We start from the raw sequence: 15,195 nt of genomic DNA, 5'->3' as shown, positions 1-15,195 counted from the left end.
TGCATTCGGGCCGACGACTGGTCATCGGCCACCCCGATGCAACCCTTGGCCCCCGGACGCCCATGCCCCTCCCGGCCCGGTTCCTGCTGCTTGCCCTGGCCCTGAGTCTGGCCCTGTGGCCCGCCCCGCCCCTGGGGGCGGACCATCCCGTCGAGCCCGGCGCCGCCCTGGAGCTGACCGACGAGGAACGCCAATGGCTCGCGGAGCACCCCGTGCTGCGCATGGGCGTGGGCCGCGGGCTGCCGCCGTTCCAGTATGTGGAAACCGAAGGCGGGGTGCCGGTCTTCAAGGGCATGGCCTCGGACTACGCGGCCCTGCTGGAACAGCGCCTGGGCGTGCACCTTGAGCCCGCGCTGGACGTGGACCTGCCCCAGGCCCTGGAGCTGGGCCGGGCCCGCAAGATCGACGTCTTCATCTGCTCGGCCATCAGCCCCGAGCGCGCCCGGTTCCTGCTGTTCACCACACCCTACCTCTCCTACCCGGTGGTCATCATCACCCGCGATGACGCGCCGATCATCACCGGGGTCCATGACCTGCAAGGCCGCAGGGTGGCCGTGGTGCAGAACCTGGCCAGCAGCGAGAACTTCAAGGCGGCCCTGGGCGCCACGGCCCTGGAGATCTGGCCTGCGCCCTCCTCCCTGGACGCCCTGCTGGCCGTGGCCTCAGGCAAGGTGGACGCCTGCGCGTCCAACCTGGCCGTGGCCAGCTACCTGATCCGCAAGAACGGCCTGTCCAACCTGCGCGTGGCCGCGCCCACCTCGTGGGAGCGCCAGGAGTTGGCCGTGGGCGTGCGCAGCGACTGGCCCCTGCTGGCGGGCGTCATGCAGAAGGCCATGGACAGCATCAGCCAGAAAGAGCGCGACGCCATCAGCCTGCGCTGGATATCCCTGGCCTACGACGACGGGGCACGCCTGCGCCGGGCCCTGCACTGGGCCCTGGGCCTGGCCGCTGCGGCGGCGCTGTGCGCGGCCGGGGTGTTGCTGTGGAACCGCCGCCTGGCGCGCGAGGTGGCCGAGCGCCAGCGCGCCGAGGCCGAGTTGCGCGCCAGCCGCAAGAACTACCAGGACCTGTTCGCGTCCATGCAGACCGGGTTCGCCCTGCACGAGATCATCCTCGACGGCCAGGGCCAGCCGGCGGACTACCGCTTCCTGGCCGTGAACCCGGCCTTCGAGCGCCTGACGGGCCTGGACGCCGCGAAAATCATCGGCCAAACGGTGCTCGGGGTGCTGCCCGAAACCGAGCGGATCTGGATCGAGCGGTACGGGCGCGTGGCCCTGACCGGCGAACCCGAGACCTTCGAGGAGTTTTCCGCCGCCCTGGACCGCCACTTCGAGGTAGTGGTCTACAGCCCGGCCCGGGGGCAGTTCGCCACGCTGTTCTCCGACGTGACCGAGCGCAAGCGGGCGGTGATGATGATGATGCAGTCGGAAAAGATGCTCTCCCTGGGCGGGCTGGCGGCGGGCATGGCCCACGAGATCAACAACCCCCTGGCGGGCATCCTGCAGAGCGCCCAGAACATCGCCCGCAGGCTCTCGCCGGAGCTGGAGGCCAACGCCGAGGCCGCGCAGCGCTGCGGGCTGCCCATGCAGGCCATGCAGTGCTACCTCGAAGCCCGGGGCATCGGGCGGATGCTCGACGGCATCGCCGCCTCGGGCACGCGCGCCGCGCGCATCGTCGCGTCCTTGCTCTCCTTCAGCCGCCAGGAGGGCACCAGCCGCACCCCCTGCGACCTGGCCGAACTGGTGGACGAAACCCTGGCCCTGGCCGAGAACGACTATGACCTCAAGAACAAGCACGACTTCCGCAACATCCGCGTGCTGCGCGACCTGCCAGAGGACCTGCCGCCCCTGCCCTGCTCGCGGGGGCAGATCGAGCAGGTGCTGCTGAACCTCGTGCGCAACGCGGCCCACGCCCTGTCGGCCATGGAGCCCCGCCGTCCGGACCCGACCATCCGCATCGCGGCCCGGGCCGAGGGCGGGCAGATGGTCATCGAGGTGCAGGACAACGGGCCCGGCCTCTCGGAGCAGGCCGAAAAGCGCATCTTCGAGCCCTTCTTCACCACCAAGGCCCCGGGCCAGGGCACGGGGCTGGGGCTGTCGGTCTCCTATTTCATCATCACCCGCAACCACGGCGGCAGCTTCGAGGTCCGCTCGGCCCCGGACCAGGGCGCGCGCTTCGTCATCCGCCTGCCCCTGGCGCCGTAGCCCCCCTGGCGTCCGGCGCCCCGTTCGCCCGGGCCAGGCCCTCCAGGGCCGCGCCCAGGGCGCCGCAGTGGTCGGGGTCCTCGGGCACCAGGGGGTCGAGGCCCAGCTCGCGGGCCAAAAGGCGCACCATGCAAGGGTTGCGGGCCACGCCCCCGGTGAAGACCACCGGCGGCTCCAGCCCCACCCGGCGCACCATCCCCGCCGTGCGCGCGGCGATGGCCGCGTGCAGGCCCAGGGCGATGTCCTCGGGCGGGGCGCCCCCGGCCATGAGCGAAACGGCCTCGGTTTCGGCAAACACGGTGCACATGCTGCCGATGGGCACGGCGCGCGCCCCGCGCAGGGCGTAGGCCCCGAAGTCCTCCACGGGAATCTGGAACACCCCGGCCAGGTGCTCCAGGAACTTGCCCGTGCCCGCCGCGCAACGGTCGTTCATCTCGAAGCGCAGCACCCGCCCGCCCTCGCCCAGGCGAATGGCCTTGGTGTCCTGCCCGCCGACGTCCACCACCGTGCGCGCCCCGGGGAAGAGCCTGCGCGCCCCGGCGGCGTGGGCCTTGATCTCCGTGAGCGTCGTCACCGGCACGTCCAACCCGGCCCCGGCCACCAGGTCGCGGCCATAGCCCGTGGCCACGATGGCCTCGGGCGCCGCGCCGTCCAGCACCGCCGCCACCTGGCGCAGGGGATGAAACGTGGTGGGCACGCGGCGGGCCAGGACCACCCGCCCCGCCGCGTCCACCACCACCAGTTCCACCGAGCGCGACCCGACGTCCAGCCCGGCGATCATGGTCAGGACACCATCTCCACGAAGGCCTCCACGCGCGTCTTGAGCTGCTCCACGTCCTCCATGGAGTAGTCCGTTTCCAGGGCCAGCATGGGCACGCCCTTGTCGGCCAGGGTATGGCCCAGCTTCATGGCCTCGTGGGCGTAGGGCTGGCAGAACATCAGCGCGTAGTGGATCACGCCGTCGGCCTTCTGGCTGGCGGCCAGGGCGGCCACGTTGTCCATGCGCTCGTCGTTGGGCGTGAAGCAGGCGCAGTCGATCTTCATGTAGCGCTCGGCCAGGGCGTCCAGCAGCCCGTCCATGGTCTCGGGCGTCTCGTCCACCAGGTCGCGGGTGTTGCGCGTGCCGATGCACGACTCCTCGCCGACGATGACCGCCCCGGAGCTTTCCACCACGTAGGGCAGCTTCCAGTTGGGCACGGCCATGGGGCAGCCCGAGAGCAGAAGGCGCGGCGTGCCCGCCGGGGCCACGCCCTGGCCCCGGGCCACGCGGGCCTCCAGCTCGTCGCACAGCTCGCCGATCTTGGCCGTGAAGCGCTCGGGGTCGTCGTAGAAGCTGATCTGGTTGATGAGCAGCGCATCGCGCCCGGAGATGGGCGCGGGGTCCGCCGCGCGCAGGGCGTTCAGGCGCTGGAGCACCCGGCGCCGGGCGTTGACTGTCTTCATCGCCGCCTTCAGGGCGTCCACGGTGATGGCCTTGCCCGTCAGCTCTTCCAGGCGCTCCTTGAAGCGCACGATCTCCGCGCGCCACAGGGCCCGGGCCGCCGCGCTCTTGGTCTGCGGCACCTCCATGACGTACAGCGGCGCGTGGGCCGCGAAGGCCTCGTAGGCCTTCTTCTTGCCGTCGCAGGTCGTCTCGCCGACGATCATGTCGCAGGACTCGATGTACGGGCACAGCCGTGAGAGCTTGAAGCCGATGAAGGACTTGATGAGCGCGCAGGTGCCGCGCGGCACCAGATCCTCGGCCCGGGCGCTGCCCACCTCGGCCCCGGCGCACAGCCCCACCTGCACCGCCCCCGCCGCCAGGGTCAGCTCCTCGGGCACGAACACGCAGAACGTGCCGACCACCTTGCGCCCGGCGGCCTTGGCGTCCTGCAATTCCTTGATGCGCAGCCCGTGAACCTCGGAAAGCACGAAGTCCATGTATTCCATGCCCTTGAGCCGATTATCCTGGGACATGTAGATGTCGCCGTAGAACTTGCCCAGCACTTCCAGCAGCCCGTCGTGGGCCTCGATGTCCAGGTTCAGCTTTTCCCACATCCGCTTGTGGTCGCTCATGCCGCAGCCCTCCTCATCGGGGTTGGCGTTATCGAACTGGGCGGACCATACCCCGGGCCGCGCTATCGGACAAATCGATGCTTCCTATTGATGAATTGGCACCCATAGACAGCCTGCCCCGACCCCGCAGGCCACCCCCGCAGGCGGTTCCCGGGGAATTCGACTCCGCAGGCTCCGGGGGCTCCGGCTCCGGGCCTCCGCACCTTCCGGAATCCTGCTCCGGGGCGCCCCAGCCGGGGGGCTCCGGCTTCGGCAATGCCCGACTCCGGGCGCCAGCGCGGGCAATCCGCCGGAATCCGGCTCCTGGCACAGTCCGGCCCTTGGGATTTCCGGCTCCAGGGAACTTCCGGCCCCGGGGCAGAACAGGCGATGCGCCCGGAGCCCGGTCCCGCCCCGGTTCCCGGGGTGCCCAACACGCGCACAGCCGGAGCGCAACCCCCTCGGCCCGGGCCCGCCTCCGGCTCCGGGCGTCCACCGCAGGGTTCATCCGGAGTCCGGCCCCGGGGCGTCCAACCCCGGCGAACCCCGCCCCGGCAGCGTTCGCAGGCCATTGAGAATTTATTTCAACCGGGCCCTTGACTTCCCATCAGATAATGGCAATCATTCCTGACAGAGGGCAGGGCTGCCATCGCCAGCCCCCGCCGGTCCGGGTTGCCCACCGTTCCGGCAGTGCCCAGCCGCCCGGCTCCGCCGGAATACGGAGCCGGGACTCGTCCTCCCACTTGTTCACTGCCTCATCGCTTCACTTCCTCATCCTGAAAGCCCCTGGATTGGCCGGGGGCTTTCGCTTTCTGGCGCCCGGCAGCCCGCGCGCCCAAACCAGGGCCCGCCTGCCCGCTTCCGCGCGCGCCCCCACCCCGCTCCGGGCGTGTTTTTTATGCCGCGCCCGCCTGCCCGCCGCCCGAGCCCACCTTCCGCGCCCAAGCCTGCCCGCCGCGCCAGCACGCCACCCGCCCCCCATTGACACCGCCTCCGAAACGACATACCTAACACATGAACATTTGTTCATGCGTTACCCAATTCGTCACCGCGAGGGGGAAGCAATGGCACACGACCTGTGCGAGGTGCAGGGGCTGCATCCGGAGGCGCTGGAGCGCGTGGGCGCCAAGATGCCCGCCGGGGAGATCTTCGCCCGGCTGGCCGACATGTTCAAGGCCCTGGCCGACCCGACCCGGGCGCGCATCCTCTACGCCCTGTCGCTGGAAGAGCTGTGCGTGTGCGACCTGGCGGCGCTGACCGGCATGAGCGCCTCGGCAGTATCGCACCAGCTGCGCCTGCTGCGCGCCGGGCGGCTGGTGCGCTACCGCCGCGAGGGCAAGATGGCCTTCTACGCCCTGGACGACGACCACGTCCGCCACCTGCTGCACGAAGGCCTGTGCCACGCCTGCGAGTGACCCCGGAGAACCCATGTCCGACGCCATAACGCTCTTCCTCGACCAGACCTGGGTACTGCTCAACGAGGCCGCACCGTGGGTGCTGCTGGGCTTCGCCGTGGCGGCGCTGCTCAAGGCCTTTGTGCCCGACGCCTTCATCGCCCGCCACCTGGGCGGCCAGGGCATCGGCCCGGTGCTGCGCGCCTCGCTCATCGGCGTGCCCCTGCCGCTGTGCTCCTGCGGGGTGGTGCCCGCTGCCCTGGGGCTGCGCCGCCAGGGCGCCGGACGCGGCGCCACCACGGCCTTCCTCGTCTCCACCCCCGAAACCGGGGTGGACTCCGTGGCCGTGACCTGGGCCCTGCTCGACCCGGTGATGACCGTGGCCCGCCCCGTGGCCGCCTTTATCACCGCCACCCTGGCCGGGCTGGCCGTGGACCTGCTGCCCGCGCCCAAGCCCGCCCCCGCGCCCCGCGCCCTGCCCCTGGCCGCCGCCCCGGCAACCGGCTGCACGGGCGGCGCCTGCTGCGCGCCCCGGGCCCCGGCCCGCGCCGGGCTCGGCCCGCGCCTGCGCGCAGGCTTCGCCCACGCCTTCGGCGACATGCTCGCCGACATCGGCCTGTGGCTCCTGGGCGGCATCGCCGTGGCCGGGGCCATCGCCGCCTTCGTGCCCCAGGACGCCCTGGCGGGCGCCTTCGGCCACGAGGGCTGGGCCATGCTGCTCATGCTCGTGGCGGGCATCCCGCTGTACGTCTGCGCCACGGCCTCCACGCCCATCGCCGCCTCCCTGGCCCTCAAGGGCCTGTCGCCCGGGGCGGCCCTGGTCTTCCTGCTGGCCGGGCCCGCCACCAACGCCGCGACCATCGCCGTGGTGGCCCGCGAAATGGGCCGGGCCGTGGCCGGGGTCTACGTGGCGGCCATCGCCGCCGCAGCCCTGCTCCTGGGCTGGTGCGTCAACCGCCTCTACGCCCTGCTCGGCCTGGACATCGCCTCCTGGATCGCCCGCGCCGAGGTCGAGCAGACCACCTGGTTCAGCACCCTGTGCGCCGTGGCCCTGCTGGCCCTGGTGGCCCGCGCCGCCTGGGCCGCACGCCGCCACGCCGCGCACGGCGCAGGCTGCGCGGCCCACTGACCCCGGCCCGCAAACAGCCCGGGGCGCCCCCGCACCCCCGCGCTTGACGCCCGCCGCCAGCGGGCGCACAGTGCGGCGCCATGCACGTCTTCCTCAAGCTGACCGCCGCCGTGACCCTGTGGGGCGGCACCTTCGTCTGCGGACGGATCATCGGCCCGCACCTGGGGCCCTATTCGGCGAGCTTCCTGCGCTTCCTGACGGCCTCGGTGTGCCTGCTGTGGCTGCTGGCGCGGTACGAGGGCGGCGTGCCGCCCATGACGCCGCGCACCCTGGCCGGGGTCTGCCTGCTCGGGCTCACCGGGGTCTTCGCCTACAACATCTTCTTCTTCAGCGGATTGCAGACCGTGCCCGCCGGGCGCGCGGCGTCCATCGTGGCGGCCAACCCGGTGGTCATCGCCCTGGGGGCGGCGCTGTTCCTGGGCGAACGGCTGACGCTGCGCAAGGCCCTGGGCATCGCCCTGTCCGTGACCGGGGCCGTGTTCATCCTCTCCCACGGCGACCCCCTGGCCCTGTTCGCCCACGGCGTGGGCACCGGCGACCTGTTCGTCCTGGGCTGCGTGCTGAGCTGGTCGGCCTATTCCCTGCTGGGCAAACTCGTGATGGGCCGACTGTCGGCCCTGGCCTCCGTGGCCCTGTCGTGCAGCGCAGGGGCGCTGTTCCTGCTGCCCGGAGCCCTGGCCGAAGGGCTCCCGGCCACCCTGGGCCGCATCCCCGCGCCCGTCTGGGCCAGCATCCTCTACCTGGGCCTGCTGGGCACCGTGGCGGGCTTCACCTGGTTCTACGAGGGCGTGCGGGCCATCGGCGCCTCGCGGGCAGCCGTGTTCATCAACCTCGTGCCCGTGTCCGCAGCCCTGAGCGGCTTCGCGCTGCTGGGCGAACCCGTGGACCCCGCCCTGGCCCTGGGCGCCGCCATGGTCCTCGGCGGCGTCTGGCTGACCAACCGGAGCTGACGCCGGACGACGCGGCGCGGCGCGATGCCGGGGCGCTGCCCCGGACCCCGCCCGGGGCCAACGGCCCCTGGACCCCATACGCCGGCGCGGGCCGGGCGACAGGAAGCCGCCCGGCCCGCGCCGGAGGTTTTTGCGGAGAACACGGGGGACCGTTGCGGGAGATGGCGGGAGCGGAGGTCGGCGGCTCGGCAGCCAGGGCGGGCGGCCCCAATGGGTTTCTCCCGGCCACAGGCCGAACCCCTGATCAGGCCCACCCCAAACAGGAACCGTCCCTGCCCCCTGCCAGCCTCTACCCCCCAAAGAAAAAGGTCTTGGGGGAGGATGGGTGGGGGTGCGGGGGCGGGAAGGAACCCCCTTCTCCTCAAGAAGGGGGTTCCTTCCCGCCCCCGTTTCGCGCCCCCGGCGCCTAGCCCTGGACCAGGGCGCGCAGGGCGGCGAAGGCGGCGGGGATGCCTGCGGGGTTGGTGCCGCCGGACTGGGCCATATCGGGCCTGCCGCCGCCGGAGCCGCCGATTTCGGCAGCCACGGGCTTGATAAGCGCCGGGGCGGTGAAGCGGGCGTGCAGGTCTTTGGAGACGGCGACGATGAGGTTGGCCTTGCCGTCGGCCTCGCAGGCCAGGGCGATGATGCTGTTGGAGTCCAGGCGCGAGCGCACGTCGTCCATCATGGCGCGCAGGGCGCCCATGTTGGGGGCGCCGGTCTTCACGGCCAGCAGGCGCACGCCGCCCACGGTCTGTACGGCGTCGAGGATGTCCCCGGCGGGCCCGGCGCTGGCGGCCTGGGTGGCGGCCTTTTCCAGGTCCTTGCGCAGGGTCTTGATTTCCTTTTGCAGGGCGCGGACGCGTTCGGGGGCCTCCTGGGGCTTGGCGCGCAGCAGCTCGGCCACCTGGGCCATGGCTTCGCGCTGGGCGCGCAGGAAGTCCAGGGCGTTGTGCCCGGTGGCGCCTTCGATGCGGCGCACCCCGGCGGCCACGCCGGATTCGGAGAGGATGACGAAGGGCCCGGCCTGCCCGGTGGCGCGCAGGTGCGTGCCGCCGCACAGCTCCATGGACACGCCCGGCACGCGCACCACGCGCACACGGTCGGCGTATTTTTCGCCGAACAGGGCCGTGGCGCCCTCGGCCACGGCGGCGGCGTGGTCCATCTCGCGCACGTCCACGGCGGTGTCGGCCAGCACGGCGGCGTTGACCAGGGCCTCCACGCGGGCGATTTCCTCGGGGGTCATGGCGCTGATGTGCTGGAAGTCGAAGCGCAGCCGGTCGGGGCCGACCAGGGAGCCCGCCTGCTTGACGTGCTCGCCCAGCACGGTGCGCAGGGCGGCGTGCAGCAGGTGGGTGGTGGTGTGGTTGCGGGCGGTGGCGGTGCGGGTGGCCTCGTCCACGGCCAGGTCGGCCTCCTGGTCGCACAGCAGTTCGCCCTCGGCCACGGTGATGGCCTGGACGGTGAGCTGCGCCGAGGGATGCAGGGAGTCCGTCACCACAGCCTTGCCGCTGGGCGTGGCGATTTCGCCAATATCTCCCACCTGGCCGCCGGATTCGCCATAAAAAGGCGTCCTTGTCGCCACCGCGTAGCCCTTCTGGCCCTTGGTCAGCCTGTCCACGGGCAGGGCGGCTTCGTCCAGGAGCACGGCCAGGCGCGAGTGGGAAGTCAGGGCCTCGTAGCCGCAGAATTCCGTGTGCAGGCCCTCGGCCAGCAGGGGCTGGAAGCGGGTGGCCAGGTCTTTTTCGCCGGAGCCCTTCCAGGCGGCCTTGGCGCGCTCCTTCTGCTCGCGCATGTGGGCGTCGAAGCCCGCCTCGTCCACGGTGAAGCCCTGGCGTTCGGCCACATCGCGCACGATGTCCAGGGGGAAGCCGAAGGTATCGTAGAGCTTGAAGCAGACCTGCCCGGGCACGGTTTTGGCCCCGGCCTTGCCCAGGGCAGCCAGCTCCTCTTCCAGCAGGGCCAGGCCCTTGTCCAGGGTCTGGGCGAAGCGCTCCTCCTCCTCGCGCACCACGCGGACCATGAAATCCGCGTTGCCGGTCAGCTCGGCGTAGTGCCCGCCCATGACCTCCACCACGCGCATGGCCGTGGCGTAGAGGAAGGGCTCGGTGAGACCGATGAGGCGGCCAAAGCGCAGGGCGCGGCGGATCAGGCGGCGCAGCACGTAGCCCCGGCCCTCGTTGGAGGGCAGGATGCCGTCGGCGACCATGAAGGCGATGGCCCGGCTGTGGTCGGCGATGACGCGCAGGGCGGTGTCGCTGTCCTCGCCCTGGCGGTAGGCCACCCCGGCGCGCGTGGCGGTGAACTGGATGAACTCCTGGAACAGGTCGGAGTCGTAGTTGGAGTGCACGCCCTGGCACACGGCGGCGATGCGCTCCAGGCCCATGCCGGTGTCGATGCTCGGGCGCGGCAGGGGCGTGCGCGTGCCGTCCTCGGCCTGGTCGAACTGCATGAACACGAGGTTCCAGACTTCCAGGAAGCGGTCGCAGTCGCATTTGCCGATGCCGCAGCCGGGGCCGCAGCCGACCTCCTCGCCCTGGTCGAAGTGGATCTCGGAGCAGGGGCCGCAGGGGCCGGTGTCACCCATGGACCAGAAGTTGTCCTTCTCGCCCAGCCAGTAGATGCGCTCGGGGGCCACGCCCGCCACCTTCTGCCACAGCTCGGCGGCCTCGGTGTCGTCCTTGTAGACGGTGATGTAGAGCCGGTCCTTGGGCAGGCCGAGCTCCTCGGTCAAGAAGCCCCAGGCCAGGCGGATGGCGTCTTCCTTGAAGTAGTCACCGAAGGAGAAGTTGCCGAGCATCTCGAAGAAGGTGTGGTGGCGCGCGGTGCGGCCCACGTTCTCCAGGTCGTTGTGCTTGCCGCCCACGCGCAGGCACTTCTGGGCCGTGGTGGCGCGCACGTAGTCGCGGCGCTCCTGGCCGAGGAAGATCTTCTTGAACTGGACCATGCCCGCGTTGGTGAACAGCAGGGAGGGGTCGTCGCGCGGGATGAGCGCCGAGGACGGCACCTGGGTGTGGCCGTTCTGCTCGAAGTAGTCCAGGAAGCGTTGGCGGATTTCGTTGGCGGTGAGCACGGTGTGGCGTCTCCTTGAGGTGGATTTCCGCGCCCCGGGCGGGCCCGGGGCGCGGAAGGAAAAAACCGTTCCGGGAGCGCGGCGCGCGGCCCGCCCCCGGCTTCGGGGTGCATGTCGCTGCCTTGCGGCGCTAGTCCTGGTCGTCTCCGGCGCCGAGGTCTTCGAGGTCGCCCTCCACGGCGGGGGCGGCGTATTCGTGCATGCCCAGGTGCTCCAGCAGCTTGGCCTCCACGGCCGCGCGCAGCTCGGTGTTCTCCTGGAGCATGGCCCGCACGTTCTCCTTGCCCTGGCCCAGGCGCTCGTCGCCGAAGGAGTACCACGCGCCGGACTTGTCGATGACCCCCGCGTCGGCGGCCATGTCGATGATTTCGCCCTCGCGGGAGATGCCCGTGCCGTAGAGCACGTCGAAGATGGCCTCGCGGAAGGGCGGGGCGACCTTGTTCTTGACGACCTTGACCCGGGCCTTGATGCCGTAGGCCTCCTCCTTGTCCTTCAGGGTCTGGATGCGCCGGATGTCCATGCGCACGGAGGAGTAGAATTTCAGCGCGTTGCCGCCGGTGGTTGTCTCGGGGTTGCCGTAGCCGGTGGTGCCGATCTTCATGCGGATCTGGTTGATGAAGACCACCGAGGTGCGCGACTTGTGGATGGTGCCGGTGAGCTTGCGCAGGGCGTGGGACATGAGCCGCGCGTGGCCGCCCACCTGCGACTCGCCCATCTCGCCCTCCAGCTCGGCCTGGGGGATGAGCGCGGCCACGGAGTCGATGACGATGACGTCCACCGCGCCGGAGCGCACCAGCAGGCTGGCGATGTCCAGGGCCTGCTCGCCGTAGTCGGGCTGGGAGATGAGCAGCTCCTCGGTGTTCACGCCCAGGCGCCGGGCGTAGCTCACGTCCAGGGCGTGCTCGGCGTCGATGAACGCGGCGGTGCCGCCCTGCTTCTGGCTCTGGGCGATGATGTGCAGGGCCAGGGTCGTCTTGCCCGACGACTCGGGGCCGTAGATTTCCGTGACGCGCCCGCGCGGCACGCCGCCGACGCCCAGGGCCAGGTCCAGCCCGATGGAGCCCGTGGGGATGACCGGGATGCGCACGTGCGCGTCGTCGGACAGCTTCATCACGGAGCCTTGTCCGTACTTGCGCTCGATGGTGGACAGCGCGGTGTCGAGCGCCTCGCGGCGCATGTCCTCGGGGCTGGCTTGGGGGCGTCGGGCCATGCTGGTTCTCCTGGCTGGGCGGGGTCGTGTGTGCAAAGAGGAAAGGACATAGCAAAACGCGCGGCGGCGGGCAACAGCACTGTACACGGCCCCCAGGGGCCGCAACGGCCCGCGCCGGGCGTGGTGCGGCGCGGCCCGGCACCCCGCCGCCCGCCCTTGCCAGCCCCAGGCCCAGGGATTATAGCCCCCCAACGGGACATTGCCCGCGAGAGTACCCCCCCATGAGCAAAAAGACCTACGACGCCGTGGCGCTGTTCAGCGCCGGGCTCGATTCGCTGCTGGCCGTGAAGGTCGTCGAGGCCCAGGGCCTGGCGGTCAAATGCCTGCATTTCACCAGCCCCTTCTTCGGGCACCCGCGCCGCGTGGGCTACTGGCGCCGCACCCACGGCCTGGACGTGACCGCCGTGGACGCGGGCGAAGCCTTCGTGCGCATGATGCTGGCCGGGCCGCGCTTCGGCTTCGGGCGCTTCTTCAACCCCTGCGTGGACTGCAAGATCCTCATGCTCACCCGCGCCCGCGAGCTGATGGAGCACTACGGCGCGCGGTTCATCATCACCGGCGAGGTGGTCGGCCAGCGGCCCATGTCCCAGCGCCAGGACGCCATGAACAGCGTGCGCAACGAATCCGGCACGCGCGACGTGCTGCTGCGCCCGCTGTGCGCCCTGCGCCAGGAGCCCACGCCCATGGAGACCTCGGGCCTGGTGGACCGGGAGCGCCTGCACGGCTTCTGGGGCCGGGGCCGCACCGCGCAGCTGGAGCTGGCCAGGGCCTTCGGCATTACCGACATCCCCACCCCGGCGGGCGGCTGCCTGCTCACCGAGGAGTCGTCGGCCAAACGCTACGCGCCCATCTTCGCCACCCTGGCCGAGCCTCCGGCGGCCCATTTCTACCTGGCCAACGTGGGCCGGCAGTACTGGTCGGGCACGCACTGGCTGGCCATCGGGCGCGACAAGAAGAGCAACGACCTGCTCTCGGAGCTGGCCCGGCCCGAGGATCTGGTCTTCGTGCTCCAGGGCCACCCCGGGCCCCTGGCCGTGGGCCGCGAGCTGGCCGGGCCCTGGGCGCCGGAGGTCGTGGCCGACGCGGCGGCCTTCGTGGCCTCCTTCAGCCCGCGCGCCGTGGCCAGCGGCGAGGCGGTGACCGTGGCCGTGCGCCAGGCCGGAACCCAGCGCACCGTGAGCGTGACCCCGGCGCGGACCACACCCCTGACCTGGAGCGAACCCACCTGGGCCGACGCCGCCCCCGTGCGCGACCGCATGGACCCCAAGAACCATCCCTGACCGGCGCCACGCGTCCGCTTTCCCTTGCCAGGGGCCCGGATGCTGTTTATTAGACAGTCAGTGAAACCGCAAAACTTCTGACTGTGGAGGAAACAATGCAAAGGTACCAGACTGCGGGCGTCACCCGCACCGGAGCCGAAGTCGTCAACGCCTTCATGCGCGGCGTGTACGGCTGGATGACTGCCGGCTTGGCGCTCACCGCAGCCGTGGCCTTCATGACGGCGTCTAGCCCGGCCATGCTCCAGCTGATCTTCGGCAACCAGATTTCCATGTTCATCGTCATCCTGGCCCCCCTGGGCTTCGTCATCGCCCTGTCGGCGGGCATCCGCAAGATGTCCCCGGGCATGGCCACGGGCATGTTCCTGGCCTACAGCGCCGCCATGGGCCTGTCGCTGTCCAGCGTGCTCATCGCCTACACGGGCGCCTCGGTGTTCAAGACCTTCCTGGTCTGCGCGGGCATGTTCGGCTCCATGAGCGTCTACGGCATGACCACCAAGCGCGACCTGACCGCCATGGGCAGCTTCCTGATGATGGGCGTCTTCGGCCTGATCATCGCCATGGTCGTGAACATGTTCATGCAGTCCAGCGCGATGGACTGGATTATCTCCGGCGTCGGCGTCCTGCTGTTCACCGGGCTCACCGCGTGGGACACCCAGAAGCTCAAGGTCATGGGCGAGACCGCCCCGGCGGGCGACGAGGCCGCCCTGCGCCGCGGCACCATCCTCGGCGCCCTGACCCTGTACCTCGACTTCATCAACCTCTTCCTGTTCCTGCTGCGCTTCATGGGCTCCTCGCGCAACTAGACGCGCATTCCCCGGGGGCGGCGCCCGCCGCCCCCGGATACTCCCATGCACCAGCTCATCCCCCTGCAAAACGCCCTCTCCCCCCTGCTGCGCGTGCCGGGCCGCCTCTACGCCGCGCTGATGCGCATGCGCCGGCGCTCCTACGCCAGCGGCGCCCTGCGCGCCCATCGCGCCCCGTGCCTGACCGTGAGCGTGGGCAACATCTGCTGGGGCGGCACGGGCAAGACCCCGCTCACCGACTGGATCGTGGACTGGGCCCTCAAGGCCGGGCGGCGCCCCGCCGTGCTCACCCGGGGCTACAAGGCCAGCCCGCCGCACCTGCCCTACCTCGTCAGCCCGGAGTCCTCGCCCCGCCAGGCGGGCGATGAGCCCCTGCTGCTGGCGCGCACCCACCCCGGGGCGCGCGTGGTGGTGGACCCCCGGCGCGCCCGGGCCGCGCAGCTGCTGGCCGCAAGCAACGACCCGCCCGACCTGCTGGTGCTCGACGACGGCTTCCAGCACCTGGCCATGGCCCGCGACATCGACCTCGTGCTGCTGCGCCCGGCGGACCTGGTGGGCGACTGGAACCGCGTGCTGCCCGCCGGGCCCTGGCGCGAGGGCGAAACCGCCCTGGGCGCCGCCCACGCCCTGCTCATCAAATGCCCGCCCGACGAGTTCCGGGCCCTGGACCCGCTCATCCGCGAGCACCTGGAAGCCCTGGGCAGGCCGGTGTTCAATTTCTCCCTGGCCGTGCGCGGGCTGGTGCGCCTGGACCAAGGCGGCACCGTGCGCGACTTCGGCGGCGAGCCGTACCTGCTGGTCACCGGCGTGGGCGAGCCCGCCCAGGTGGCGGCCACGGCCCAGGCCCTGCTGGGCACCGCCCCGGTCCACCACCTGCGCTACGACGACCACCACGCCTACACCCGCGCCGACCGCGATTTCATCGACGCCGAGGCCCGGCGGGTGAACGCCGCCCAGGTGCTGTGCACCACCAAGGACGCCGTGAAGCTCGCCGCCCTGGGCGCCGCGCGGCTGTGGACCTTCGACACCACCCTGGCCTTCGGCGAGGCCCTGTTCACCGACCAGGACTTCCCCGGCTGGTGGAACAAGGTCGCACAGCGCGCCTGACCGCCCGCGCGCCCCGGCCCCGCCCTGGCGGG

11 protein-coding genes are annotated in these 15,195 nt (G+C 71.4%); 7 read left to right on the top strand and 4 right to left on the bottom strand.

Annotation, left to right across the window (positions count from 1 at the left end; translation table 11 throughout):
* The first annotated feature begins 62 nt into the window (after window positions 1–62).
* Complete coding sequence (locus G495_RS20020; RefSeq protein WP_051444906.1) at window positions 63–2,204, top strand: ATP-binding protein; 2,142 nt, start codon at window positions 63–65, stop codon at window positions 2,202–2,204.
* Here G495_RS20020 and G495_RS16770 read toward each other — a convergent pair.
* Together G495_RS16770 and G495_RS0100185 are read right to left on the bottom strand one after the other, a co-directional pair.
* Window positions 2,179–2,985, bottom strand: a complete 807-nt coding sequence (locus G495_RS16770) for an acyl-CoA dehydratase activase (RefSeq protein ID WP_035250332.1) — start codon at window positions 2,983–2,985, stop codon at window positions 2,179–2,181. The genes G495_RS20020 and G495_RS16770 overlap by 26 nt on opposite strands.
* Before the next feature lie 2 nt (window positions 2,986–2,987).
* Window positions 2,988–4,259, bottom strand: coding sequence for a double-cubane-cluster-containing anaerobic reductase (locus G495_RS0100185; protein WP_028586143.1), 1,272 nt, complete (start codon window positions 4,257–4,259; stop codon window positions 2,988–2,990).
* Between the two features lie 1,043 nt (window positions 4,260–5,302).
* Here G495_RS0100185 and G495_RS0100180 point away from each other — a divergent pair.
* The 3 genes from G495_RS0100180 to G495_RS0100170 all read left to right on the top strand — a co-directional run bounded on the left by G495_RS0100180 (window position 5,303) and on the right by G495_RS0100170 (window position 7,711).
* Window positions 5,303–5,653: an ArsR/SmtB family transcription factor gene (locus G495_RS0100180; protein ID WP_028586142.1), complete on the top strand. Its 351-nt coding sequence runs from the start codon at window positions 5,303–5,305 to the stop codon at window positions 5,651–5,653.
* A 13-nt stretch (window positions 5,654–5,666) separates the two neighbouring features.
* A complete protein-coding gene (locus G495_RS0100175) occupies window positions 5,667–6,761 on the top strand; it encodes an SO_0444 family Cu/Zn efflux transporter (RefSeq protein ID WP_028586141.1) in 1,095 nt (364 codons plus the stop codon).
* A gap of 80 nt (window positions 6,762–6,841) precedes the next feature.
* Window positions 6,842–7,711 (top strand): DMT family transporter, encoded by an 870-nt coding sequence (locus G495_RS0100170; RefSeq protein ID WP_028586140.1) that lies wholly within the window; start codon window positions 6,842–6,844, stop codon window positions 7,709–7,711.
* Between the two features lie 406 nt (window positions 7,712–8,117).
* On the opposite strand, the gene alaS is transcribed toward G495_RS0100170, so the two are convergent.
* The gene (gene alaS, locus G495_RS0100165; RefSeq protein WP_028586139.1) at window positions 8,118–10,763 is read right to left on the bottom strand and encodes an alanine--tRNA ligase; all 2,646 of its coding nucleotides are present in this window, start codon (window positions 10,761–10,763) and stop codon (window positions 8,118–8,120) included.
* Between the two features lie 130 nt (window positions 10,764–10,893).
* Complete coding sequence (gene recA, locus G495_RS0100160; protein ID WP_028586138.1) at window positions 10,894–11,973, bottom strand: recombinase RecA; 1,080 nt, start codon at window positions 11,971–11,973, stop codon at window positions 10,894–10,896.
* Window positions 11,974–12,194: 221 nt separating this feature from the next.
* Here recA and G495_RS0100155 point away from each other — a divergent pair, with 221 nt between their 5' ends.
* The 3 genes from G495_RS0100155 (at window position 12,195) to lpxK (ending at window position 15,163) form a co-directional block, all read left to right on the top strand.
* Window positions 12,195–13,253, top strand: coding sequence for an adenine nucleotide alpha hydrolase family protein (locus G495_RS0100155; protein ID WP_028586137.1), 1,059 nt, complete (start codon window positions 12,195–12,197; stop codon window positions 13,251–13,253).
* Between the two features lie 95 nt (window positions 13,254–13,348).
* Window positions 13,349–14,056, top strand: coding sequence for a Bax inhibitor-1/YccA family protein (locus tag G495_RS0100150; RefSeq protein ID WP_028586136.1), 708 nt, complete (start codon window positions 13,349–13,351; stop codon window positions 14,054–14,056).
* A gap of 45 nt (window positions 14,057–14,101) precedes the next feature.
* On the top strand, window positions 14,102–15,163 hold the full coding sequence (gene lpxK, locus G495_RS0100145; RefSeq protein ID WP_028586135.1) for a tetraacyldisaccharide 4'-kinase: 1,062 nt from the start codon (window positions 14,102–14,104) through the stop codon (window positions 15,161–15,163).
* Window positions 15,164–15,195: the final 32 nt, after the last annotated feature.

The organism is Desulfocurvus vexinensis DSM 17965 (assembly GCF_000519125.1).
Taxonomy (GTDB): domain Bacteria; phylum Desulfobacterota; class Desulfovibrionia; order Desulfovibrionales; family Desulfovibrionaceae; genus Desulfocurvus; species Desulfocurvus vexinensis.
The sequence above is the reverse complement of the archived record's forward strand: the minus strand, read 5'-3'. Positions and strand labels throughout refer to the sequence as shown.